The 22,045-nt window shown below is 68.6% G+C and carries 23 protein-coding genes; 11 read left to right on the top strand and 12 right to left on the bottom strand.

Features of this window, described 5'->3' with window-relative positions:
* Together ABIE51_RS11820 and ABIE51_RS11815 are read right to left on the bottom strand one after the other, a co-directional pair.
* Positions 1 to 810 carry an isocitrate lyase/PEP mutase family protein gene (locus tag ABIE51_RS11820; RefSeq protein WP_192630874.1) on the bottom strand — a complete coding sequence of 270 codons (810 nt, stop codon included), beginning with the start codon at positions 808 to 810 and terminating at the stop codon, positions 1 to 3.
* A gap of 54 nt (positions 811 to 864) precedes the next feature.
* Positions 865 to 1,674, bottom strand: a complete 810-nt coding sequence (locus tag ABIE51_RS11815) for a M28 family peptidase (protein ID WP_192630873.1) — start codon at positions 1,672 to 1,674, stop codon at positions 865 to 867.
* 236 nt (positions 1,675 to 1,910) lie between these two features.
* Between ABIE51_RS11815 and ABIE51_RS11810 the strand changes: the two genes are divergently transcribed.
* On the top strand, positions 1,911 to 2,558 hold the full coding sequence (locus ABIE51_RS11810; protein WP_115841569.1) for a response regulator: 648 nt from the start codon (positions 1,911 to 1,913) through the stop codon (positions 2,556 to 2,558).
* Positions 2,559 to 2,676: 118 nt separating this feature from the next.
* Here ABIE51_RS11810 and rne read toward each other — a convergent pair whose 3' ends face one another.
* Positions 2,677 to 5,904: a ribonuclease E gene (rne, locus tag ABIE51_RS11805; RefSeq protein WP_192630872.1), complete on the bottom strand. Its 3,228-nt coding sequence runs from the start codon at positions 5,902 to 5,904 to the stop codon at positions 2,677 to 2,679.
* Positions 5,905 to 6,347: 443 nt separating this feature from the next.
* On the opposite strand from rne, the gene ABIE51_RS11800 reads away from it, so the two are divergent.
* Positions 6,348 to 7,346, top strand: a complete 999-nt coding sequence (locus ABIE51_RS11800; RefSeq protein WP_192630871.1) for an RluA family pseudouridine synthase — start codon at positions 6,348 to 6,350, stop codon at positions 7,344 to 7,346.
* Positions 7,347 to 7,349: 3 nt separating this feature from the next.
* Here ABIE51_RS11800 and ABIE51_RS11795 read toward each other — a convergent pair whose 3' ends face one another.
* Positions 7,350 to 7,766, bottom strand: a complete 417-nt coding sequence (locus ABIE51_RS11795; RefSeq protein ID WP_192630870.1) for an energy transducer TonB — start codon at positions 7,764 to 7,766, stop codon at positions 7,350 to 7,352.
* 29 nt (positions 7,767 to 7,795) lie between these two features.
* Positions 7,796 to 8,137 (bottom strand): 4a-hydroxytetrahydrobiopterin dehydratase, encoded by a 342-nt coding sequence (locus ABIE51_RS11790; RefSeq protein ID WP_115841808.1) that lies wholly within the window; start codon positions 8,135 to 8,137, stop codon positions 7,796 to 7,798.
* 116 nt (positions 8,138 to 8,253) lie between these two features.
* Here ABIE51_RS11790 and ABIE51_RS11785 point away from each other — a divergent pair, with 116 nt between their 5' ends.
* The 3 genes from ABIE51_RS11785 to ABIE51_RS11775 all read left to right on the top strand — a co-directional run bounded on the left by ABIE51_RS11785 (position 8,254) and on the right by ABIE51_RS11775 (position 12,492).
* Positions 8,254 to 8,850 carry an NfuA family Fe-S biogenesis protein gene (locus ABIE51_RS11785; RefSeq protein WP_115841565.1) on the top strand — a complete coding sequence of 199 codons (597 nt, stop codon included), beginning with the start codon at positions 8,254 to 8,256 and terminating at the stop codon, positions 8,848 to 8,850.
* Between the two features lie 19 nt (positions 8,851 to 8,869).
* Positions 8,870 to 10,648, top strand: a complete 1,779-nt coding sequence (locus ABIE51_RS11780) for a transmembrane repetitive protein (protein WP_192630869.1) — start codon at positions 8,870 to 8,872, stop codon at positions 10,646 to 10,648.
* A 515-nt stretch (positions 10,649 to 11,163) separates the two neighbouring features.
* On the top strand, positions 11,164 to 12,492 hold the full coding sequence (locus ABIE51_RS11775; RefSeq protein WP_192630868.1) for a BON domain-containing protein: 1,329 nt from the start codon (positions 11,164 to 11,166) through the stop codon (positions 12,490 to 12,492).
* A 77-nt stretch (positions 12,493 to 12,569) separates the two neighbouring features.
* Here ABIE51_RS11775 and ABIE51_RS11770 read toward each other — a convergent pair whose 3' ends face one another.
* Positions 12,570 to 12,788 (bottom strand): hypothetical protein, encoded by a 219-nt coding sequence (locus ABIE51_RS11770; protein ID WP_115841562.1) that lies wholly within the window; start codon positions 12,786 to 12,788, stop codon positions 12,570 to 12,572.
* Positions 12,785 to 14,107, bottom strand: coding sequence for a sigma-54-dependent transcriptional regulator (locus ABIE51_RS11765; RefSeq protein WP_115841561.1), 1,323 nt, complete (start codon positions 14,105 to 14,107; stop codon positions 12,785 to 12,787). Before ABIE51_RS11765 ends, ABIE51_RS11770 begins: the two co-directional genes overlap by 4 nt.
* A gap of 300 nt (positions 14,108 to 14,407) precedes the next feature.
* Between ABIE51_RS11765 and ABIE51_RS11760 the strand changes: the two genes are divergently transcribed.
* Positions 14,408 to 14,764, top strand: coding sequence for a hypothetical protein (locus tag ABIE51_RS11760; RefSeq protein ID WP_157030395.1), 357 nt, complete (start codon positions 14,408 to 14,410; stop codon positions 14,762 to 14,764).
* 51 nt (positions 14,765 to 14,815) lie between these two features.
* Here the strand turns inward: ABIE51_RS11760 and ABIE51_RS11755 are convergent, their stop codons facing one another.
* Positions 14,816 to 15,496 (bottom strand): DUF4142 domain-containing protein, encoded by a 681-nt coding sequence (locus ABIE51_RS11755; RefSeq protein ID WP_192630867.1) that lies wholly within the window; start codon positions 15,494 to 15,496, stop codon positions 14,816 to 14,818.
* Complete coding sequence (locus ABIE51_RS11750) at positions 15,474 to 15,887, bottom strand: CBS domain-containing protein (protein WP_115841558.1); 414 nt, start codon at positions 15,885 to 15,887, stop codon at positions 15,474 to 15,476. The genes ABIE51_RS11755 and ABIE51_RS11750 overlap by 23 nt, the downstream gene beginning before the upstream one ends.
* A gap of 172 nt (positions 15,888 to 16,059) precedes the next feature.
* Between ABIE51_RS11750 and ABIE51_RS11745 the strand changes: the two genes are divergently transcribed.
* Positions 16,060 to 16,524 (top strand): helix-turn-helix transcriptional regulator, encoded by a 465-nt coding sequence (locus ABIE51_RS11745; protein ID WP_192630866.1) that lies wholly within the window; start codon positions 16,060 to 16,062, stop codon positions 16,522 to 16,524.
* 82 nt (positions 16,525 to 16,606) lie between these two features.
* Positions 16,607 to 17,014: a VOC family protein gene (locus ABIE51_RS11740; RefSeq protein WP_192630865.1), complete on the top strand. Its 408-nt coding sequence runs from the start codon at positions 16,607 to 16,609 to the stop codon at positions 17,012 to 17,014.
* Positions 17,015 to 17,032: 18 nt separating this feature from the next.
* Here ABIE51_RS11740 and ABIE51_RS11735 read toward each other — a convergent pair whose 3' ends face one another.
* Positions 17,033 to 18,778: an ABC1 kinase family protein gene (locus ABIE51_RS11735; RefSeq protein ID WP_192630864.1), complete on the bottom strand. Its 1,746-nt coding sequence runs from the start codon at positions 18,776 to 18,778 to the stop codon at positions 17,033 to 17,035.
* Between the two features lie 175 nt (positions 18,779 to 18,953).
* Positions 18,954 to 19,502 (bottom strand): MgtC/SapB family protein, encoded by a 549-nt coding sequence (locus ABIE51_RS11730; RefSeq protein ID WP_253335685.1) that lies wholly within the window; start codon positions 19,500 to 19,502, stop codon positions 18,954 to 18,956.
* 54 nt (positions 19,503 to 19,556) lie between these two features.
* On the opposite strand from ABIE51_RS11730, the gene ABIE51_RS11725 reads away from it, so the two are divergent.
* Both ABIE51_RS11725 and ABIE51_RS11720 read left to right on the top strand, forming a co-directional pair.
* Complete coding sequence (locus ABIE51_RS11725) at positions 19,557 to 19,829, top strand: GlsB/YeaQ/YmgE family stress response membrane protein (RefSeq protein WP_115841554.1); 273 nt, start codon at positions 19,557 to 19,559, stop codon at positions 19,827 to 19,829.
* 19 nt (positions 19,830 to 19,848) lie between these two features.
* Positions 19,849 to 20,190 (top strand): cupin domain-containing protein, encoded by a 342-nt coding sequence (locus ABIE51_RS11720; protein WP_115841553.1) that lies wholly within the window; start codon positions 19,849 to 19,851, stop codon positions 20,188 to 20,190.
* A 13-nt stretch (positions 20,191 to 20,203) separates the two neighbouring features.
* Here ABIE51_RS11720 and ABIE51_RS11715 read toward each other — a convergent pair whose 3' ends face one another.
* Positions 20,204 to 20,848 carry a GIY-YIG nuclease family protein gene (locus ABIE51_RS11715; protein WP_354504129.1) on the bottom strand — a complete coding sequence of 215 codons (645 nt, stop codon included), beginning with the start codon at positions 20,846 to 20,848 and terminating at the stop codon, positions 20,204 to 20,206.
* A gap of 54 nt (positions 20,849 to 20,902) precedes the next feature.
* Here ABIE51_RS11715 and ABIE51_RS11710 point away from each other — a divergent pair, with 54 nt between their 5' ends.
* Positions 20,903 to 22,042, top strand: a complete 1,140-nt coding sequence (locus ABIE51_RS11710; protein ID WP_192630863.1) for a DNA topoisomerase IB — start codon at positions 20,903 to 20,905, stop codon at positions 22,040 to 22,042.
* The last annotated feature ends 3 nt before the right edge of the window (positions 22,043 to 22,045 follow it).

Genomic DNA, 22,045 nt, shown 5'->3' with positions numbered 1-22,045 from the left:
TCAGCGATCGGCGAACAGCGCATTGACCTCGCCGTAGGCCATGCGCTCGCCGGGCGCGGCGCGGCCGTCCTGAAGGAACGCGCTGGCCAGTCCGCTTACGTGCGCGAACACCGCTTCGGCCAGGTCCGAACCCGCGCTGAGCCGGCGCACGCCGAGGGCGTCCAGTTCTTCCAGCGCGGGCAATCCCGGACGCAGCATCACGTTCAGCGGCAATCCCGCGGCGGAGGCGATGTCGCCGATCGCGCCCGCTTCGATCAGGCCGGGAACGAACAGGCCGTCGGCGCCCGCCTCGCGATACCGTGCGGCGCGCTCGAGCACCATCGCCACGCGCGTGTCCGGCGGCGCCAGGCCGCGCAGATACACGTCGGTGCGGGCGTTGACGTAGACGTCGAGCCCGCGCGTGGCGAGCGCGTCGCGGATGCGCGAGAGCTTCGCGCACAACGCATCGGGCGAACCGCTGCCGTCCTCGATGTTGATGCCGACCGCGCCGGCCTCGGCCGCGCGCACCACGTTCGTGGCGACGACGGACGGATCGTCGGAATAGCCGCCTTCCATGTCGACGGACAGCGGCACGCGGATGACGCGTGCGATCTCCCTTGCCGTGTCGAGCAGGCGCTCGATCGGCAACACGTCGCCGTCCACGTAACCGCGCGCCCATGCCACGCCCGCGCTGGTCGTGGCGATGGCGGGCGCACCGAGGCTTTCGATCAGGCGGGCGCTGCCGGCGTCCCATGCATTGGCCAGGCGCAGCACGCCGCGCGTGTGCAGGTTGCGGAAACGGGCGGCGTGTTCGGCGTTGCTGGCGTGCATGGGGAACCTCGACGGTCGATGTGGGAAGCCGATGGTCGCAGCGAGGCGCGATCTTTACCGGCTGCTTTCGGACGTCGTAGTGGGCGACGCCGTGACACCCTTCGCATCCCAGTCGCGCAGCGCACGCTCGACCGCGTCGACGCCGCGCACGGCGGCTGCGGCGTCGATCTGGCCGATCACGTCCTGGTCGGTGTGGATCACGCGCATCACCTTGGCCGGCGTGTGCGGCTTCTTGCCGGCGTAGGCGGCGAGCACCTGCGTGATCTCGTCCGCACCCACCAGCGAATACGACACCGCCGGCCAGCCGGCGCGCAGGAAGGGCAGGTGATCGGTGGGCGGATACTGCTCGCCCGGCGAGAAACCCAGTTGCAGCGCCTGCGTGGCGGTGCGGCTGCTGTCCACCAGGGCGGCCTGGGCCTGCCCCGGCGCCATCATCCACAGCGTGTCGCCCCAGCCGAACACGTCGAAGTTGACGTACAGCGCCGGCTTGGTCGAGCCGTCGGCCACGAAGGCCTTGGAGCCCAGCAGGCCTTCTTCTTCCAGGTCCCAGAAGGCGATCGCGACGCGATGGTGCTTCAGCGGCTGGCGCTGGAAACGCTCGGCCAGCGCGAGCACCGAAGCGCTGCCCGACGCGTTGTCGGTCGCGCCGTGGCCGACGGCGACGCGGTCGGAATGCGCGCCGATCAGCAGCAGCGGGGCATCGGCGGCGCCGGAAACCTCGGCGATGAGGTTCTCGCCGGCCTTGCCGCTGGCTTCGAAATGCGCCTTGCGCCAGCTCACGCCGAGCGCGTCGAGGCGGGTGGCGATCGCTTCACGGCGCTGCGCGTTCTCGCCGGCGTCGCTGATGGTGCGGACGTCGGACAACCACTGCGCAGCGGCCGGTTGCTCGAGGCTCGCAGCGCCGGGCGTGGTCTGGGTAACGGGTGCCGGCGAGGCGCAGGCACTGAGAAAAAGGATCGGGAGCGTCGCAACTAACAGTCGGTGCATTGGTGGGGGTCCCCGTTAGAATCCGGTTCAGTGTGCCCCAGGCCAGGGGACATGGAATGGGCCGGAAGGGCCATCCACGCGCAGCGGGCACACGCACACCAACGGAGAGTGGAATGGAAATCCGGGTTTTCATCATCGACGACCACGCGCTCGTGAGGACGGGGCTGAACCTGATCCTGTCGGGCGAGAACGACATCGAGGTCGTCGGCGACGCGGAAAGCGGCGAGGAAGCATTGCCGCTGATCCGCAAGCTCAAGCCGGACGTGGTGCTGTGCGACCTGCACCTGCCGGGGCTGAGTGGCCTGGAAGTTACCGAGCGCATCGTCAAGAGCGAACAGGCCGCGCGCGTGATCATCGTGTCGGTGCTGCAGGACGGGCCGATGCCCAAGCGCCTGTTGGAAGCCGGCGCATCGGGCTACGTCGGCAAGGGCGGCGATGCGGCCGAGCTGTTGCGCGCCATCCGCGAAGTCGCGCGCGGCAAGCGTTTCCTCGCCAACGGCATCGCGCAGAACCTCGCGCTGGCCGGCATCGATGGCGGCGCATCGCCGTTCGACAGCCTGTCGCCCCGCGAGATGGAGATCGCGCTGATGCTGATCCAGGGCCTGCGGCAGGACGTCATCGCCAAGCGTTTGAGCCTGAGCGCGAAGACGGTCAACACGCACAAGGCGCGGTTGTTCGAGAAACTCGACATCGGCGACAGCATCGCGCTGGCGCGTCTTGCGAGCCGCTACGGGATCATGGATCCGACGCGGGCGATCTGATCGGCTCCTGCTGTCATCCCCGCGAAGGTGGGGCTCCACAAGTTTGCGTCGCGCCCAAAACAAAACCGGCTGCCCGAAGGCAGCCGGTTTTTTGTTTCCAGCAAATGGAACCGGGCGATCAGACGTGCCCGGATTCCTGCTTGCGCTCGCCTTCGCCCTGCGCGGCTGCGTGGACGTGTTCGGCGGCGGCTTCGGCCGGGGAGGGCGCTGCCTCGTCGGCGTCCGCGGCAACGGTGTCCGGCGCGGCTTCGTCAGCCTGCGACTCGCCAGCGACAGACGCTTCCACAGGCGCCGGGACCGGCGCGGTTTCGGCGGCCGGCGCGCGAGTGTCGTGCGGCAGCGAATCGAACAGGCCTGCAGTGCGCGGGACGTCGCCATTGGCGAGCGGCGCAGCGGACGGCGTCGAAGCCTGCGGACGGGAGTCGGTGGTTTCCGCCTCGGCCTGCTTCTGCGGACGCGCGTCTTCGGCCGGCACGACCGGCGCCGGGTCGATTACGGCCGGCTCTTCGACCTTTTCCGGTTCCGGAACGGGTTCGGGCACGACGACCGGCTGCTCGACGACCACGGCCGGTTCGGCCGGGGCCTGCGGTTCCGGGGGCGCGGCGACCTGCGGCTGATCGGCCTTCGGCGCAGCGGTTTCGCCCGTCGCCACCGCCACGGCGGCGACGGTCGCCACGGCGGCCTGCGCCGGCGTCGCCACCGGAGCCGGGATCGCCGGCGAGTGCGTCACGTTCGACGGCACGGTCGGCGACGTAGTCGCGGGCTCGTCGTCGAAATCGAACTCGGGCTGCGAACGCTGCGCGACCGGCGCCGGGGCCGTACCTTCGGCGGCATTCGCTTCGTGCGCGTCGTCCTCGTCGTCGAGGAGCGAAGCGTCGTCATGCTCGTCGTGCAGCTGCGCCTCGTCGGTGCCTGCAGCGGCGTCGCCACCGCCACGACGACGACGACGGCCACCGCGACGGCCGCGACGGCGACGGCTGCCGCCTTCGCCAGCGCCTTCGCCCTGGGTGGCATCGGCATGGGCGACGGCTTCACCCGTCTGCACGACGGCAGGCGTTGCGGCTTCGGTGGTCTCCGAGGCAGTCACCGCGGCCGCGACGACGGCCGGTGCGACCAGCGCCACATCCGCTGCCGTCGTGGCCGGCGTTTCGGCCTTGACGACGTCCGGCTTCACTTCGGCCTTCGCCGGAGCGGGGCGGTTCTCGTTGCGCGGCGGACGGGCCTCGGCGGCCGGCTGCTGGACGCGGTCTTCGACCTGCGACTGCTGCGCCTGAGCCTGCTGCTGCGACTGCTGCTGCTTCGGCTGCTTCTGCTGTTGCTGCTGCTGTTGCTTGGGCTGCTGTTGCTGTTGCTGTTGCTGCTGCTTCGGCTGCTTCTGCTGCTGGGCCTGCTGAGGCTGCTTCTCGCGGCGCTGCTCGTCACGGCGTTCGTCGCGACGCGGCTCATCACGGCGCTGCTCCTCGCGACGCGGCTGATCGTCGCGGCGGCCATCGCGGCCCTGCTTGCCGTTGCGGCCGTCGCGACGCTTGTCGTTGCGATCACCGCGTTCGTTGCGACCGCCACGATTGTCCTGCGGACGCGCGGCCGGCGTCGGTTCCACCGCGATGGGCGAACTCGTGCCGCGGAAGAAACGCAGGATGCGTTCGACCACGCCTATCGAATGCGTCGGCGCGGCGACCGGTGCCGGAGCGGGGGCGGGCGCCGGCGCGGCGACCTGCTGCTCGCGCGGCTCGCGCAGCGGAGCGGGCTGGGCCGGCTTGACGTTGGTCACCGCCGGCGCGGCCGGGATGTTCAGGTGCGCCTTGGTCAGCGAGTGCGTCGGCAGCTTGCGCGGCGTGCCGCGCTGGTAGCTCGGCTTGTTCGACTCTTCGCCCAGCTCGTTCTCGCGGATGCGCGTGACTTCGTAATGCGGGGTGTGCAGCTGCTCGTCGGCGACGATGACGATCGGCGCGTCGTGGCGCTTCTCGATCTCGCTCAGCGCGCGGCGCTTCTCGTTCAGGAGGTAATTGGCGATCTCGGTCGGCGCCTGCACCAGCACCTGGCCGGTGTTTTCCTTCATCGCGTGCTCTTCGGCCAGGCGCAGGATCGACAGCGACAGCGACTCTACGCTGCGCATGCGGCCGTGACCTTCGCAGCGCGGGCACACCAGCTGGCTGGATTCGCCCAGGCTCGGGCGCAGGCGCTGGCGGCTCAGTTCGAGCAGGCCGAAGCGCGAGATGCGACCGATCTGGACGCGCGCGCGGTCCTGCTTGAGCGCGTGCGCCAGGCGGTTCTCGACCTCGCGCTGGTGCTTGTTGGACGACATGTCGATGAAGTCGATCACCACCAGGCCGCCCAGGTCGCGCAGGCGCATCTGGCGCGCGACTTCCTCGGCCGCCTCCAGATTGGTGTTGAAGGCGGTCTCTTCGATGTCGCCGCCCTTGGTGGCGCGCGCGGAGTTCACGTCGATCGCCGTGAGTGCCTCGGTCTGGTCGATGACCAGCGCGCCGCCGGAGGGCAGGCGGACTTCACGCTCGTAGGCGTTCTCGATCTGCGATTCGATCTGGAAGCGGTTGAACAGCGGCGTGTCGTCGGTGTAGTGCTTGAGCTTGCGCAGGTTGTGCGGCATCACCTGCTCGACGAAATCGCGCGCCTCGGCGTACATCTCGGGCGTGTCGACGAGGATCTCGCCGATGTCCGGGCGCATGTAGTCGCGCAGGGCGCGGATGATCAGGCGCGATTCCTGGTAGATCAGGAACGGGCCGGGCTTGCTCAGCGCGGCCTCGGCGACGGACTTCCACACCTGCAGCAGGTAGTCGAGGTCCCACTGGAGTTCTTCGGCATCGCGACCGACGCCGGCGGTGCGGATGATCACGCCCATGTCGTCGGGGATGTTCAGCGCATCCATCGCGCGCTTGAGCTCGGCGCGATCCTCGCCCTCGATGCGGCGCGACACGCCACCGGCCGTGGGCGAATTCGGCATCAGCACCATGTAGCGGCCGGCCAGCGAGATGAACGTCGTCAAGGCCGCGCCCTTGTTGCCGCGCTCTTCCTTGTCGACCTGGACGACGATTTCCTGGCCCTCGCGCAGCAGTTCGCGCAGGCCGGCCTTGTTGTGGTCGACGCCGGCCTGGAAGTAATCGCGGGAGATTTCCTTCAGCGGCAGGAAGCCGTGGCGCTCGGCGCCGTATTCGACGAAGGCCGCTTCGAGGGAGGGTTCGAGCCGGGTGATGCGGCCCTTGTAGATGTTGGACTTCTTCTGTTCCTTGGCCGGCTGTTCGATGTCGATGTCGTACAGGGTCTGGCCGTCGACGATGGCGACGCGCAGTTCTTCCGCCTGCGTCGCGTTGATGAGCATTCGCTTCATTGGTGCGTTCCTCGCGCGCTCCTGCGCGTGGTCGGCGCGGGACGCATGCGCGTCCTGCAGCCGCGGAACGCCGTGGGGCGTTTCGCCTCTGGATACCGCAAGCCGCGCGCCGGTCGCCGTTGGGCGGGGCCTGGCGCTGCGGCCTCAAGTTTTCCAGCGCTACGACACCACGGCACGCCGCGGGAGCGCTTAATTGTTTCTTTCAAGACAGCTTAGGGACCGGCGGCGCGAACGCCGCGCGGGACGTGTTCATCACGGGCGGTTTGACCCGCTCCGGCAATGTCGGGTTCCGCCGGGCCATCGCTGCTAACATGGCTGCCCCGGGGGCAGTGGTTAGGCGCGGACCGGAATCGCAGGAAAGGGCTTTCGGCCTTTGTGAAGTAACTTCCTGCGAAATCAAAACCTTATCTCGCGTCGCGAGTGTAACAGATAACCCCCTTCGGATGACCCATTCAGACCCCAACGACAGGCCGGGCAGGACCGGCTCCGCGCCGCGTCCGGCAAACGAGTCCGGCCAGGTCCGCACCGTCCGAGTGCCCGACGACCGCGCCGGGCAGCGCCTGGACAACTTCCTGCTGGGCCAGCTGAAGGGCGCCCCGCGGTCGCTGGTCTACAAGATCGTGCGCTCCGGGCAGGTCCGGGTGAACGGCGGTCGCGCCAAGGCTGAGCGCAAGCTCGAAGGCGGGGACGAAGTCCGTATCCCGCCGGTTCGCCTCGCCGAGGCCGGAGAGCGCGCGACGCCGCCGAAGGGCCTGCTGGATGCGCTGGAAGCGGCGATCGTCTTCGAAGACGCCCGCCTGCTCGCGCTGAACAAGCCGTCTGGCCTCGCCAGCCACGGTGGCAGCGGCATCAGCCACGGCGCGATCGAGTCGCTGCGCGCGCTGCGACCGGGGCAGACGCTGGAGCTGGTGCACCGGCTCGACCGCGATACCTCCGGCTTGCTCATCGTTGCCAAGAAGCGTTCGGCGCTCACCGAGCTGCAGGCCCTGATGCGCGAGGAGGGCGGCATTTCCAAGCGGTATCTGGCGCTGCTCACCGGCCGCATGCCCGACGGCGTGATGACCGTGGACGCCCCGCTGCACATCGGCCTGCGCCAGGGCGGCGAGCGCCATGTGCAGGTGAACCCGGCCGGCAAGCCGTCGCTGAGCCACTTCAAGGTGCTCGAACGCCGGGGCGGGCAGTCGTACTGCGAAGTGCGCATCGAGACCGGCCGCACGCACCAGATCCGCGTCCACGCGCAGCACATCGGGCATCCAGTGGCCGGCGACGACAAGTACGGCGAGGTGGACGCCAACAAGCGCCTGCGCGAGCAGGCCGGCCTGAAGCGCCTGTTCCTTCACGCCTCGACGCTGGAATTCGCGCTCGACGACGGCAAGACGCCGTACCTGCTCAATGCCCCGCTGGCGCCCGAGCTGATCGACGTTCTCGACCGGCTGGCGTGACCGTCAGCCGCCGCGGCGGCGCTTTTCGTCCAGGACGAAGCAGGACTGCGGGCGCTCCACCGGCGGATTGAAGTTCACCGGCACCTGCAGGCGCGAGGACTGCGGCTGCCCGTCGCGGGTCGCCGGCTTGAACGTCCACGTGCGGACGCCTTCCTTCGCGGCCTGGTCCAGCGGCGGCACGCCGCTGCTGCGGAAGACCTCGACCGAACTCGGCTTGCCGTCCACGCCGATCGTCATCGCGAGGATCACCTGGCCGCCGATGTCGTCGCAGGCGAGTTCTTCGGGATAACCCGGCGGCGGCGTGTCCACGGCCATCAACTCCGTCGTCTTGACCGGCGCCGGCGGCGGCTCCGGCTGGCAGGCGGCGATGGTGAGCACGGAACCGGCGAGCAGTGCGATGCGGATGCGGGGGAAGTCCATGCGGGCTGCCTCGTGCGGGGACGGGGAGGTCAGGCGGCGAGGGCCTGGGCCTTGGCGGCGCAGATGAAGTCGTTCTCGCTCAGGCCGCCGACGTCGTGCGTCGAAAAGCGCACCACGCAGCGGTTGTAGTGCACGCCGAGGTCCGGGTGGTGGTCCTCGCGATGGGCCACGAACGCCAGCGCGTTCACGAACGCCATGGTCTCGTAGTAGTTGGCGAAGGTGAACGTCCGGGTGATCGCATGCCCGTCCTCGACCACCTCCCAGCCCGGGATCTGCGGCAGCAGTTCGCGCACGCGCGCCTCGCTCAGGCGATGCTCGGTGCCGCGGCGGGCGATGCAGTGGGCCTGCGCGAGGGGAATGAGGTCGTTCACGAAGTGGGGCTCCTTGCGGGAGGGCGACCGGCGGGCCGACTGAATGGAACGCATCGTCGGCCATCGCAGGTGACGGCCGCGCCATCTGAATGCGTGGACCCCGCTAGAATAGCGCCATGATCAATATTTCCGAATCCGCCCAGCGCCATTTCCGCAAGCTGATCGAACGCGAGTCCCTTCCGGGTCTCGGCGTTCGACTGGCGGCGGTGCACGCCGGTACGCCGCGCGCCGACGTGCGGCTGGAGTTCGCCGAACCCGGCGACCTGCAGGGCGACGAGTGGGCCGTGGATTGCGACGGCTTCACGATCTGGCTCGACGCGCCCAGCGTGAAGTATCTGGACGGCGCGGAGATCGATTACGAAACCCAGTCCACCGGCGGCCAGCTGCAGATCCGCGCGCCGAAGATCAAGGGCGAGGCGCCGGCCGATTCGGCGTCGCTGGTCGAGCGCGTGCACTGGATCGTCGAACAGGAAATCAACCCGCAGCTCGCCTCGCATCGTGGACACGTGTCGGTGCAGGAAGTGACGGCCGACGGTGTGGTCGTGCTCCGCTTCGGTGGTGGTTGCCACGGCTGCGGCATGGCGGACGTGACGCTGAAGCAGGGCATCGAGAAGACGCTGCTGAGCAAGGTGCCCGGCGTGACGGCGGTGCGCGATGCGACCGACCACGACACCGGCGACGCGCCTTACATCCGTCGCGATTCCGCGGCCTGACCCGGGCCCGGCGACGTAGATGTTCTCCGCCGCCGATCTGATCCACGCACTGCAACGAAGGTTGCAGCTCGTCGCGCCGCACCTGCGGCGCAAGCCGGGTGAGTTTCCCCCGGGCTGGCAGACATGGTTCGACGGCATGGCCGAGCGCGTGGGCGCGGTGCGCGGTGCGACCGTCGACGCGATCATCGCCGTCTTCCTTCAGCGTCCCCTGACCGAGCGTCCGCGACGACTGCGCGATCTGACGCGGTGGCAGGCGTTCACCACGCTGATGCGCCAGGACTGGTCGCGCGACGACAACCGCTGGGACAAGTACGACCGTCGCACGCACTGGTTCGCGGCGACCTTCACGATCCTGTGGCACGTCATCTTCAGCGCGCTGCTGCTGTACCTGATGTACCTGCGCTTCATGGCTGTCAGCGCGCCCGCGCCGCAGGGCGAGGACGTGACGATGATCGAATACGTCGGCACGGGCACGCCGAAGGAACCCGGCGGCGGCGCGGCCGAGCCCTCGCAGGAACCCGAAGCCACGCAGGCGCCCGCGCAACCCGCGCCATCGCAACAGGCCGCTGCCGCACAACCCGCGCCGCAGCAGGCGCCGTCCGTCCCCGCGCCCCCGTTGCCGACGCCGAGCATCGACGCGCCACTTCCCGACATCGCCCAGCGCGACGTGCCGGAACCCCAATTGCCGCCGCCGACGCCACCGCCGGTGGCGCAGCCGGTGACGGTGAGCGAACCGACGCCGAACACGCCGGACGTGTTCGTGCTCCCGCCGACGCGGCGCCAACCGCCGCAACCCACGCTCGCGGCCCCCGAGTTGCGCACGCCCGTGCCGCAGGTGCGCACGACCGACGTCGCCGAACCCGTACAGCCGGTGCATCGCGAAATCACGCCACGTGAGATCGCGGCGCCGACCATCCAGCAGCGCACGCGCGAGATCACGATGCGAGAGGTGCCGGTACCGGTGCCGCGCGTTCCCGTGCCGACGCTGCCCGAACCCAGCGTCCCGACGCCGCAGGTGCGCGCCGCCGAACAGACCGTGCGCACGCGCGAGGTCCCGACGCCGCCGACGCCAGCGCCGCCCACGCCGTCGCCGGCAGCGTCCGCGGCGACGGGCCCGGCTGCGACAGCGCCGTCGGCGCCGTCGTCCACGACTTCGAATGCGCCGTCCACCGCACCGTCGAATGCACCCGCGGCGAGGACGGCGTCGGCACCTTCGTCCGCTGCTCCGTCCGGGACCGCACCGGCCGCGGCCGGCCGTGGCACGCAGCCGGCGACCGCGGGGGCGGGTCCGAGTCCCACGCCGTCGCCAGGCACGTGGTCCACGCCGCGCCGTGGCGACGACTGGGGCGACAGCACGCGCAACGTACCGGGCGGGCAACGCGGCCTGACGCCGGGCCTGTACAACGCCGACGGCAGCGTGCGCGTGCCCGAGCCCGGCGGCTCGGCGTCGCCCAACCGGCCGCCAGGCGCGATCACGGAGGAAATCCGCGATCTCGATCGTTCGGGCACGTGGCTCAAGCGCAAGCCGACGGATTTCGAACCGACCTCGTTCGACAAGTACTGGGTGCCGGACGAAACGCTGCTCGCCGAATGGGTGCGCAAGGGCATCGAGAAGGTGACCATTCCGATTCCGGGCACGAACAAACGCATCGAATGCGTCGTGTCGATGCTCGGCCTTGGCGGTAGTTGCGGTTTGAGCGATCCCAACCTCAACGACCAGCCCGCCGAAGCGCGTCCGCCGCCGGACATTCCGTTCAAGCCGGCGCTGCAGGAAGACAACGGCAGCGTGAAGCCGTAAGCCACACGCATCGCGATGTCGCGTGTTCAGCGCGCCGTTGCGATGCGATGTCACGCGTTCGTCACTGAACCAAACCGAACGAAGCGCTCGCGGACGTAGCGCAACGTCGCCAACGAAAACCGCGACGGAAACAATTTCGCCGACGGAAATTTTTCCGCGCGCGATCGCGCACAGGTCGCGCCTGGTGCGATCGCGCGCTGGCATGTCTTTTGCGGAACGCTCCTGCATCCGCTGCGCCCGGCGTTTTCCATGCATGAATCCGCATTCGCATCGGCGACTTGTTACGTCGTCGCTGAACGATGTCCGCGCCGTTTTTACATCTGCCGCGGCACAGTCCGCCTGCGAGCGTTTGCCGCCGAGGCGCGCGAAATCACACATCCACACAGGAGGGTAGTCCAGTGACCGACGAGCGATCGGGAACCGGTGAATTCAAGGCCGTTGCGCAAGACGCGATGCGGCTGGGCGCGCGCGCCCTGGAGACGGGACGTGCTTGGTTGAGTGGAAGGAGAGGAACGATGAACGAACGTGATGCATCCAGGCGGTACGAGGAGCGTCTGCGCCAGCAGCGCCAGGAATCGGGCATGTCGGGTCGCTCGGAGTACGGGCAAGGCGCGCGTCGCTGGGGCGCGGGCGAGGACTGGGACGACAGCAGTTCCGGTCGCACGCAGGGTCACTACGCGGGCGATTACGAAACTGGCGGCCGCATGGGCCGGCAGCAGTACGGCAGCGGCATGGGCCGCGATGAGCAGGACTGGTCGCAGGGGCGTCGCGAATCGCAGCGCTGGGGCGAGCAGGGCACCTACGGTGCGCAGGGCAGTAACGAATACGACCGCCAGGGCAGCGACTACGGACGCGAACGCGAGTTCGGCGGCCAGTACGGCGATCGCGGCCACGGCGACTACGGCAGCAACCGTGCGTACGGCACGCAGGGCAGCCAAGGCTATGGCGGTCAGAGCTACCGCTCGCAGCAACAAGGCGACGATTACGGCAGCCAGGGTCGCTACCGCGCGTCGGGCTCCGACTACGGCGGCCAGCGTCGCCAGGAAGGCCAGCAGGATTACAGCAACCAGCGCGGCTACGGCACGCAAGCCTACGGGCAGGGCGAACACAGTTCCGGTTCACACGGCTACGGCAGCGGTCGCGAATATCGCGGCTACGAAGGCGGCGAGTCCGGACGTCACGCCGGCAATCGCAACTGGGAACGCGGTTATGGCGAAGGCTATGGCCTCTCGTCCGGCTACGCCGACGAACAGGCATACGGCAGCCAGTACGGTTCGGGCTCCGGCAGCAGCGGCTACGCCAGCGGATATCCCAGCGACACGCAGGGCTCCAGCCGCCAGCGTTCGATGTCAGGCAGCTCGTCGGGCATGTCGTCGCGCGAACAGTACAGTCGCAACTACCGCGGCATGGGTCCGCGCTCCTACACGCGTTCGGACGAACGCCTACTAGAGGACATCAACGAGCGTCTGACCGAAGACGATTACCTGGACGCCACCGAGATCACCGTGCGTTGCGTCAACGGCGTGATCACGCTGGAAGGCACCGTCACCGAGCGCTGGATGAAGCACCGCGCCGAAGACCTGGCCGATGCGAGCAGCGGCGTGAAGCAGGTCGACAACCGCATCCAGGTCCAGTCGCAATCGCAGTCGCAGTCCGGACGCTCCAGCGAGTCCGGTTCGTCGCAGGGCCAGGGCTCATCGCAGTCGCAGGGTCGCTCCGCGTCCTCGTCGACGTCGTCCCGCGCAAGCGGCACGACCGCCAGCAGCGGTGGCTCGACCACGACCGGTTCGTCGTCCACGCGCAGCACCGGTGGCGACAACAACCAGGGCGGCTCCCAGCACTGACGAACAGGCAGCGCACTGAAGAAAGGCCCGCAATCGCGGGCCTTTCTCTTTGGGGACGACAGGTTTTGCTGGGCGAACTAGGGATGCTCCGCTGCATCGCGCGGGTCCATCACCATCGTGCGGCAGCGCTTGCAACCGGCTTCGGCACGTTTGAGGTGCTCGCGGATGCGTTCGGGCTCGGCACCGTGATCGAGCATCGCCAGCGCGGTGGACACCGCCATCGTGATCACGTTGAGTTCGTTGCGAAGGCCGTGGCGCCACTGGCGCTCGGTCGCATCGTCCAGCGGCACGCTCACGCTTCGGCGTCCCGCGTGCGAAGGCGCGCCAGCTGGTTGTGGATCGTCCGCACGCTCACGCCGAGCGCGCGCGCCGTGCGCGTGCGGTCGTTGTCGAAGTAGGCGAGCGTGCGGCTGAGCATTTCGTGTTCGATCTCGGCGTAGGTCATGCCGACGGTGAACGTCACCGCGCCGGGATCGGCATCGTTGGCGCGCATGCGTCGCGCGTTCGGCCGCATGCGCAGGATGCCGTCGTCGCTCGCGAGGAACGCGCGCTGCACCGCGCTGCGAAGCTCGCGCACGTTGCCCGGCCACGCGTGGCGGCGAAGCGTGCGGTCGGTGCCATCGGCGAAGCGTTTGTTGGTGGCGTGACGCACGTTGAGAAGATCGAGGAAATGCTGCGCGAGCAGCTGCACGTCCTCGCCGCGTTCGCGCAGGCTGGGCATGGCGATGGTGAAGTCGGCCAGGCGGTAGTACAGGTCTTCGCGCAGCGTTCCCGCATCGACCGATCCGAGCGGATCGCGATTGGTCGCCGCGACGATGCGCACGTCCACCGGAATGCTTTCCGAACCGCCGACGCGCGTGACGGTGCCGGTTTCGAGCACGCGCAGCAGGTAGACCTGCAGCGCCAGCGGCATTTCGGTGATCTCGTCCAGGAACAGCGTGCCGCCGTGCGCCTGTTCGAAGTAGCCGGCATGGCGGGCATTGGCACCGGTGAAGCTGCCGCGTTCGTGGCCGAAAAGATGGCTGGCGAGCAGCTCGGGTGAAATCGCACCGGCATTCACCGCGATGAACGCGCCGGGCCGTCCGCTGCGCTGGTGCACGGCGCGCGCGACGAGCTCCTTGCCGGTGCCGCTTTCGCCGGTGATCAGCACCGATGCGTCCGACGGCGCCACGCGTTCGATGTCGTCGGTCACCAGCCGCATCGATTCGCAGCGTCCCACCATGCCGAAGCGCACCGGCATGTCGTGCGCCCGCGCGTAGGCCGAGGCGGCCTGCGACAGCAGCGCGTCGAACTGTTCGGGGCACAGCGGCTTGAGCAGGTAGTCGTAGACGGGACGTGAAACCGCCTGGATCGCCGATTCCACCGACGGCTGTCCGGTGACGATCACCGCGTGGTCGTGTTCGGGTAGCGCCGGATCGTCGAGCAGGTCCATGCCATTGCCGTCGGGCAGTTCCAGGTCGAGCAGCAGCAGATCGAGCGGCGGCAGGTGGCTGAACTGCCGGGACTGCTCGAGCGAATGCGCCACGTAGGGCTGGAAACCGCGAAGGCGGGCAAAGTCGGCCGCGGACGCAGTGAAGTCGCGATCGTCGTCGACGATCAACAAGGATGCCGGCACTGGAGATTCTCCCTCTTGAGGCCGTCAGCGTAGTCGCGGCGAAGTTAAGACCCTTTGAAGAATATTCAATGCCGCAGGAAACATCTTCGCGATCGGTGTTGTTCCTTCACGCCGTGAAGGCATTCACGCCCTCGCACCGGTATCGCTACGGTCAGGTTCGCGAAGATTTTTCACGCGTCCTTCGCGGCCTTTGCGTCGACCGCCGACCATGGCACGTAAGTTGCTCCTGCTTGTCTTTGTCGGGACCGCTCGCCGGTTCCGAAGCACCGCAACGACGATAAGACAACGGAGAGAGAGACGATGAACGCGAAGCTGTATTACGGGGAGCATTCGACGGTCGTGGAAGCGGTGGATATCGAGGAGGAAGTCGCGTACTGGATGCGGCACTACCGCAACTACGTGCCGAGGTTCCGCAGCGAGGACTATCTGCCGGCGTTGAAGCTCGGCCTGGACGCGTACCTGCGCGGCCATGGCCAGGACTTCGACGACATGGCCGACGCCCTCCAGCTCTGCTACGTGCGCGTGCGCGGCAATTCGCGCCTGGACTGGAACGAGGCGCTGCCGGTCGCCATGGCCGCGTGGACGCGCCTGTCCGAGCGCCACGCGCCGCGCAGCTACGAACCGGAGCCGCGCTTCGGCTTTGCGACGATCCGTTGAGGGGAGGGCGCGCCGCACAGGGACGTGCGGCGCGGAGCAAGGCTTGACCGATCAGCGCTTGCCGGAGGATTCGAGCAACGCGCGCCCGCGCTCCAAGTGCATGGCCATGTGGTCACGGGTGTTGTTGAGGAAGTTGCGCACCGGTTCGTCCGTGGCGGCGGGGATCAGCCGCGCATCGAGCATGGAGAGCGCGTGCGCGTGGCCGTCGACCATGGCCTGCAGCCAGGCCTGCTCGTAGTCGGCGTCGGACGTGTTCGCCAGCGTTTCCAGGGTCGTTTTGCCCTGGCCGACAAGGCCGTGCACTTCGGTCGTCGTCTCCGGTTCGACCAGATGGCCGGCCGACGAAAGCGAACGCAGAGCCGCGAGATTCTCGCTGTGCTCGCGATGCAGCATCTGCGCGTATTCGCTTGCCTGCGGGCCGAGCCTGCGAGCGCGCGCCTGCTCGACGGCGGCGATCTCGAACTCGTCCACTGCCGCGACCAGTGCAAGCGATACGCCCGCCGACGGCGGCGGCGTCGGCGCCGGTGGTGCCGGTGCGGTGTCGGCGCTGGTATGCGTGTCGGAGGCCGTCGTGCCCGCGCCCGTGGCGTCGGTCGACGGCTGCGAGCCGGGCGGCGTGGCGGCCGACGGGACGGCGTCGTCGCGCCGGCAACCTGCGGTGGTCACCAGCACGCCGACCAGCGCGAGGGCGAGTGCGCGCCTCACCATGTCAATGCGGCGTAGCAACGCCACGCACCAGCTCCTCGGTCGCGCCGTTGTCCGCTCCGTGCGCGAAATCGGCCAGCGATACGAAGCCCACCAGCCGCTTGTCGCGATTGATCACCGGTAGGCGACGAACCTGCAGGTCGGCCATGTTGCGCGCGACATCGTCGACGTCCTGGTCGTCGAAGCAGTAGCGGATTTCCTGCGTCATCACCTCGCGAACCGGCGTGTCGGCGTTCAGGCCGCGTGCCACGGCACGGATGGCGATGTCGCGATCGGTGACCATGCCGATCAGGCGGTCGCCGTCGCCCACGGGCAGGCTGCCCACGTCCATGCGCTGCATGGTTTCGGCCGCTTCACGGATGCTGCGGTTGGGGGCGGTGAGGAAAACGTCGGTGTTCATGATCTCGGCCACTTTCATGGGCGTGCTCCCGTGGATGCGCTATGAGTCGAAACCCAAACCTTCGCATCGTGGCGATTTGGCCCGCGTGAAGCAGGCGGGCGGGCGACGTGAATGCCCCGGGGCCACCCACGCGCCTCCGATGGACGGGCGCGCTTGAGTCGCCCTGAGGCGGCGTGACAGCATCGCGCCCGTGAATACCCCCGACGCCGATGCCGTCCACCTTCGCGACCTCGCGCGCCTGCGCCGCGTGCGCGACCGGATCGATCGCGAGTACGCCAAACCGCTCGACGTCGAAGCGCTCGCGCAAGGCGTGCACATGTCGGCCGGGCACCTGAGCCGCGAGTTCAAGCGCGCCTACGGCGAATCGCCCTACAGCTACCTGATGACGCGGCGCATCGAGCGCGCGATGGCACTGCTGCGCCGCGGCGACATGAGCGTGACGCAGGTGTGTTTCGACGTCGGCTGCGCGTCGCTGGGCACCTTCACCACGCGCTTCACGGAACTGGTCGGCATGCCGCCGGGTGCCTACAAACGCGAGCACGGCGGCGCGGCCGAGGGCATGCCGCCCTGCGTCGCCAAGCAGGTCACGCGGCCGATCCGGTCGCAATCGATCAGGAATCGAGAAGCGTCGGCCGATGCGCCGCCCGCAGACTGATCGCACAGGTTCATTCGAACACGCCGGCTTCTTTCGAGAGCGCCGGCCCGGCCACGCCCTCATCCACACGGAGAACGACCCCATGGAACTGACCATCCATTCCACCTTCCTGCCGCACAACGATCCCGACGCCGCGCTGGGCTTCTATCGCGACACGCTCGGCTTCGAGGTGCGCAAGGACGTCGATTACGGCGGCCTGCGCTGGATTACCGTCGGCCCGCCGGGCCAGCCGGAAACCAGCATCGTGCTGACGCCGCCGGCGACCACGCCGGGCATCACCGACGAGGAGCGCCGTACGCTCATCGAGATGATGGCCAAGGGCACCTACGGGATGATCATCCTCGCCAGCCGCGACCTCGATGGCACCTTCGAGAAAGTGCAGGCCAGTGGCGCGGAAGTGATCCAGGAACCGACCGACCAGCCCTACGGCGTGCGCGACTGCGCGTTCCGCGATCCGGCCGGCAACCACGTGCGCATCAACCAGGTGTGATGCGGCTGCGGGTCGCGCTCAGGTGCGCGGCCCGCGTTCCTCGCGCGGCTTGGCCTTGCGATCGCGCAGCAATGCGCTGACCACCAGCGCCAGGCCCAGCGCGGTGGCGACGAGGAACAGCACCAGCGCCAGCCATTCGTAGCGGTTCGCCGTGCCCGGGCCGCTGCCGCGCAGCAGCATCGCCGAGGCGAGGATCAATGCGGCGACGACCACGCCGGCCGCGATGCGGTTGGCGATCTTCTGCAGGTTCTCCATCAGCCGCGATTCCTGCAGCCCGGTGATGCGCACCTGCAGGCGGTTCTCCGCAAGCAGCGACAGCGCCGAGGACAGTTTGCGGGGCGCGTCCTGCACGAGGGCCTGCAAATCGATCGCTTCGACCGCCAGCGCCGGCATCGAGAGCGAACGCTTGATCTGCGCGGTGATCATCGACGGCATGTGGCTTTCGATGACCTTCTGCACGTTCAACTGCGGCGCGAGCAGCCGGCACACGCCTTCCAGGTGCAGCAGCGTGCGGCCGAGCAGGCTCAGTTCCGGCGGCGTGCGCAGGCCGCACATCGCGCCGATGCGCGTGAGGTCGAGCATCAGCCGGCCCTCGGAATGATCCTTCAGGCCGGCGTGCGCGGCGTAGCGCGCGATGAGCTGGCCGGATTCGCGCAGGTAGCGCTCCTCGTCGAAGGTTTCCAGCCGCGTGCCGAGCGCGATGACCTCGTCCGCCGCATCGTCGCCGCGGCCTTCCACCGCGGAGAACATCAGTTTCAGCAGGCGCGTGCGCTGGCGCGGTGGCACGTGCACGACCATGCCGAGGTCGATCACCGCCAAGCGTCCGTCATCGGTCAGCAGCAAATTGCCCGGATGCGGATCGGCGTGGATCTCGCCATGCACGAACATCTGGTCGAGGTAACCGCGCAGCAGCGATTCGCACAACCGTTCCAGCGAATCCGGCCGCATGCGCGAGAGCACGTTCGCGTCGAGCGGATCGCCGTTGACCAGGTCCATCACCAGCACGCGCGTGCGCGTGAGCGGCCACACCGGACGCGGGATCAGCAGGTCCGGGTAGGCGGCGAGGTGTTCGGAGAAGCGCTCCAGGTTGGCCGCTTCCAGCGTGTAGTCGAGTTCGCCCACCAGCGCCTTGCGGAACTCGTGTACCCAGTCGGAAAAGCGCACGCGCTGTCCGAGCCCGGTGGTGTGGTCGACGCCAGTGGCGATGGAGTCGAGCACGGAAAGGTCCTGCTTCACTTCCTCCGCGACGCCGGGACGCTGCACCTTGACGGCGACCGGCCGGCCGTCGAGCAGGCGCGCGCGATGCACCTGCGCGAGCGACGCGCTGCCCAGGGGCGCGGGATCGAACCACGCGAAGACTTCCTCGATCGGCCGCTCCAGCGCGCATTCGACCTGCGTGCGGATCGCGTCGAATTCGACCGGCGTGACCTGGCTCTGCATGCGCGTGAGCGCGGCAAGATACGGCGGCGGCACGAGATCGGTGCGCGTGGACAACGCCTGGCCCAGCTTGATGAAGGTCGGGCCCAGGGCTTCGAGATCCTTCACGAACTGCTCGGGCCGCTGGTCGGAGACGTCGACCTCTCCGGCGATCTGCGCCGACGAGCGCAGGTCGAGGCCGGTGAACACGCCCGTGCCGCGGTAGCGCATCAGGAAGCGCAGGATGCGGCCGGTGCGGGCCAGGCCCGTCGATTGCGCGCTCAAGGCATCGGCGCGCACGGGGCGCGGGATGGGCGAGAGCGAGGGCGCGGGCAGGGCATCGCGCATGCGTTCGTGCTCCGTGGTGCAGTTGGAAGGCTGGGCGTGTTCCGCGCCGGCGCCCGCGTGCTTGCGCGTTGCGTCGCGCGCGATGAACGGACTCCAGAATAGGTCGCCACCGCTAAGGCGCCGTGAGGCCGATGCGCGCATTGCTTCACGCGCTCCATCCGTCCGCGCTGCGACATCAGTCCGCCTTGTCGCGTTTGTCGTCGCCCGGGATGCGCCGCTCGATCCAGTTGATGGCCGTGAGGATCAACAGCGTCAGCGCGGTCGAAAGGCCGGCGAGCAGGTGGTAGCGGAAGCCGCACATCACGCCGATCACGGCAACCATCAGGATGGTGGCGGCGGTGGTGATGCCCACCACGACCTGCGAGCCGCGGCGCGCGAAGATCGTGCCGGCGCCGATGAAGGACACGCCCGCGATGACCGCCTCGACCAGTCGCAACGGGTCGATGGTGAGGCGCAGTTCGCTGTCGAGCCGGTGGTCGATGATCACCAGCTGACCGAGCCCGACCAGGAGCGCGGCGGCACCGCCGACCAGCATGTGAGTGCGAAAGCCGGCCGGTCTGTTCTTCAATTCGCGTTCGAAGCCGATCACGCCGCCAAGCAGCATGGCGATCGCGGCGTCGCGCACAACGAGCAGCTGGAGCGTCCAGTCCATCCCGACACGTTGGTTTTGCCGATGTGTAGGGACCGTCACGGTGCCGCTAGCGGCCACACACGCGCCGCTCACGAGGGCGTTCCTACCATCCGGCGCACCTTAGACGGAGAGAGGAGGAGACACGAAATGGGCATCATCATCTGGTTGATCGTGGGCGGTATCGTCGGTTGGCTCGCCAGCCTCATCATGCGTCGCGATGCGCAGCAAGGCATCATCCTCAACATCGTCGTGGGCATCGTGGGTGCCTTCATCGGCGGCTGGCTCGGCAGCGTGCTGGGCATCGGCGGCGGCGACATCAACGACGGCAACTTCAGCATCGCAGGACTGCTGCTGTCGCTGCTCGGCGCGGTGGTGCTGCTGGCGATCGTGAATCTGTTCACGCGCGGCCGCGCCCGCTGACCTTGCACGCAACGGTCGCATGAAGCACAAGCGGTTCCGCTTCGGGCCGGGATTCCGTGTCGCGTTCGACGTACGCAAGGTGCAGGCGGCCGAGATGGTCATCGCGCCGGGCGACAGCGAAGGCGGCCCGGACAACCGGCACCGCGGCGCCGACCAGTGGCTTTATGTCGTATCCGGGACGGGGCTGGCGATCGTCGAAGGACGTCGCCAGCCCCTGAAGGCGGGAAGCCTGCTCGTGGTCGAGCGCGGCGAACGCCATGAAATCCGCAACACCGGGCGCACGCGCCTGAAGACAGTCAACTTCTACTACCCGCCGGCGTACGACCGCGAGGAAGAACCGCTGCCTGCCGGTCGCAAGTAGGCCGTACGCAAGGTCAAAATTGCCGCGCGTACCACTGCGCGAGCGTCTCCGGCAGGTGTTCGCCCACGTCGACGCCGAGCGCCCGATGCGCATCGAGAACGTCGAGCACCTGCTGCCGCAGCGCGTGCAACATCGGCAATTGGTCAAGATGCGCTGGCTCGCCTTCCACGCGCTCGAGCACGCTGATTCCCCAGGAGAACAACGCCGGCGCGCGTGCCTGCATCTGCGCTTCCAGCCACGCACGCAACGGCACGTGCACGGTGTGGCCGCGCTGGGCGAGGCGGTCGACGGCACTGGCCAGGATCGGATACGCGCCGCGATACCACTCGGTGTGACCCGCGGCCTGGATCCGCACGGTGAGCGGGGCGGGCGCGCTGTATTCGGCCAATGCGTGGCCGAGCTCCAGTTCGAGCCGGCGCGCGTCGCGCACGGTTTCGGTGTCCACCAGCAGCGCGCGGTCGAGGTCGAAGAACTCGAAGAACCGCGGATGCAGCGCCTGCATGCGCTCCAGCGGCTGCCGCGAGAAGCCGAGCTTCAGAAGGTCCTCGTACGCGCACGGCAGCACGTAAAGATGGCACGCGCCTTCGCTCACGCCGCGCGTGCGTTCGGGGTCGCTGGTCCGCAGGAACGCCATGCCGGTCATCATCGCCGATGACATGTGAGACGCGTCATCGCGACGCGATCTTGATGCACTCCTCCGGATGCTGGCCGCATGGCGAAATCCCGCAAGGTGCCGCGACAACCGAAGGCGAGCGGCGAGGGCGTGCTGAAGAAGAGCGTGCTGAAGAACAGCGTGCCGAAGAACGACGCCTGCGTGGCCGCGGCCAGCGACGGCGGGCTGGTCTATGTGAGCGATGGCGAGCCCGGGCTGCGCCGCATGCGCTCAGGCAAGGGCTTCCGCTACATCGACGCGGACGGGCGCACGGTGCGCGACGCCGACACGCTGGCGCGCATCCGCTCGCTGGCGATCCCGCCGGCGTATCGCGACGTGTGGATCTGCCGTCGCGCGAACGGGCATCTGCAGGCCTGCGGGCGCGATGCGCGCGGACGTAAGCAGTACCGCTACCACCCGCGATGGCAGGAAGTCCGCGACTCGCGCAAGTTCGATCGCATCGTCGCGTTCGCCGCCGCGCTGCCGAACCTGCGGCGCACGTTGCGTCGCGATCTGGCGCGCGAAGGGCTCGGTCGCGAGAAGGTGCTGGCGATCGTCGTATCGGTGCTGGCCGACACGCTGGTGCGCATCGGCAACACCGAGTACGCACGCGGCAACCGTTCGTACGGCCTCACGACCCTGCGCAATCGACACGTCGAATTCCTGCGCGGTGGCCGCGCGCACCTGCGCTTCCGCGGCAAGAGCGGGCTCGAACACGACATCGTGCTCGACGATGCGCGCCTCACGAAACTCATGCGGCGCTGCCAGCAGCTGCCGGGGCAGGCGCTGTTCCAGTACCTCGACGACGACGGCCAGCAGCAGCCGGTCGATTCGGGCATGGTCAACGACTACCTGCGCGAGGCGATGGGGGCGGACTTCACCGCGAAGGACTTCCGTACCTGGGGCGGCACGCTGGTGGCGATCCGGCTGCTGGCCGAACGCGAAGTCCCGCGGCGCGAGGACGGCGAGATCAAGGTCACCGCGGTACCGGCGGTGCGAAACGAGGTCATCAAGGAAGTCGCGCAACTGCTCGGCAACACGCCGGCGGTATGTCGCAAGTCGTACATCGACCCGACGGTGTTCGAGTGCTGGGAAGACGGCCGCCTGCAGCGCGCCGTGGCGGGCGCCCGTGGCGAGCGCCAATGGGAACAGGCCGCGCTGCGCCTGTTGCGGCGCAGCCGGCGGGAAAGCAGGACGTAGGCG

The sequence above is a fragment of the Lysobacter sp. OAE881 genome (assembly GCF_040546665.1).
In the GTDB taxonomy this organism is placed as follows: domain Bacteria; phylum Pseudomonadota; class Gammaproteobacteria; order Xanthomonadales; family Xanthomonadaceae; genus Lysobacter_J; species Lysobacter_J soli.
This window is presented reverse-complemented; position numbering and strand designations above follow the sequence as displayed.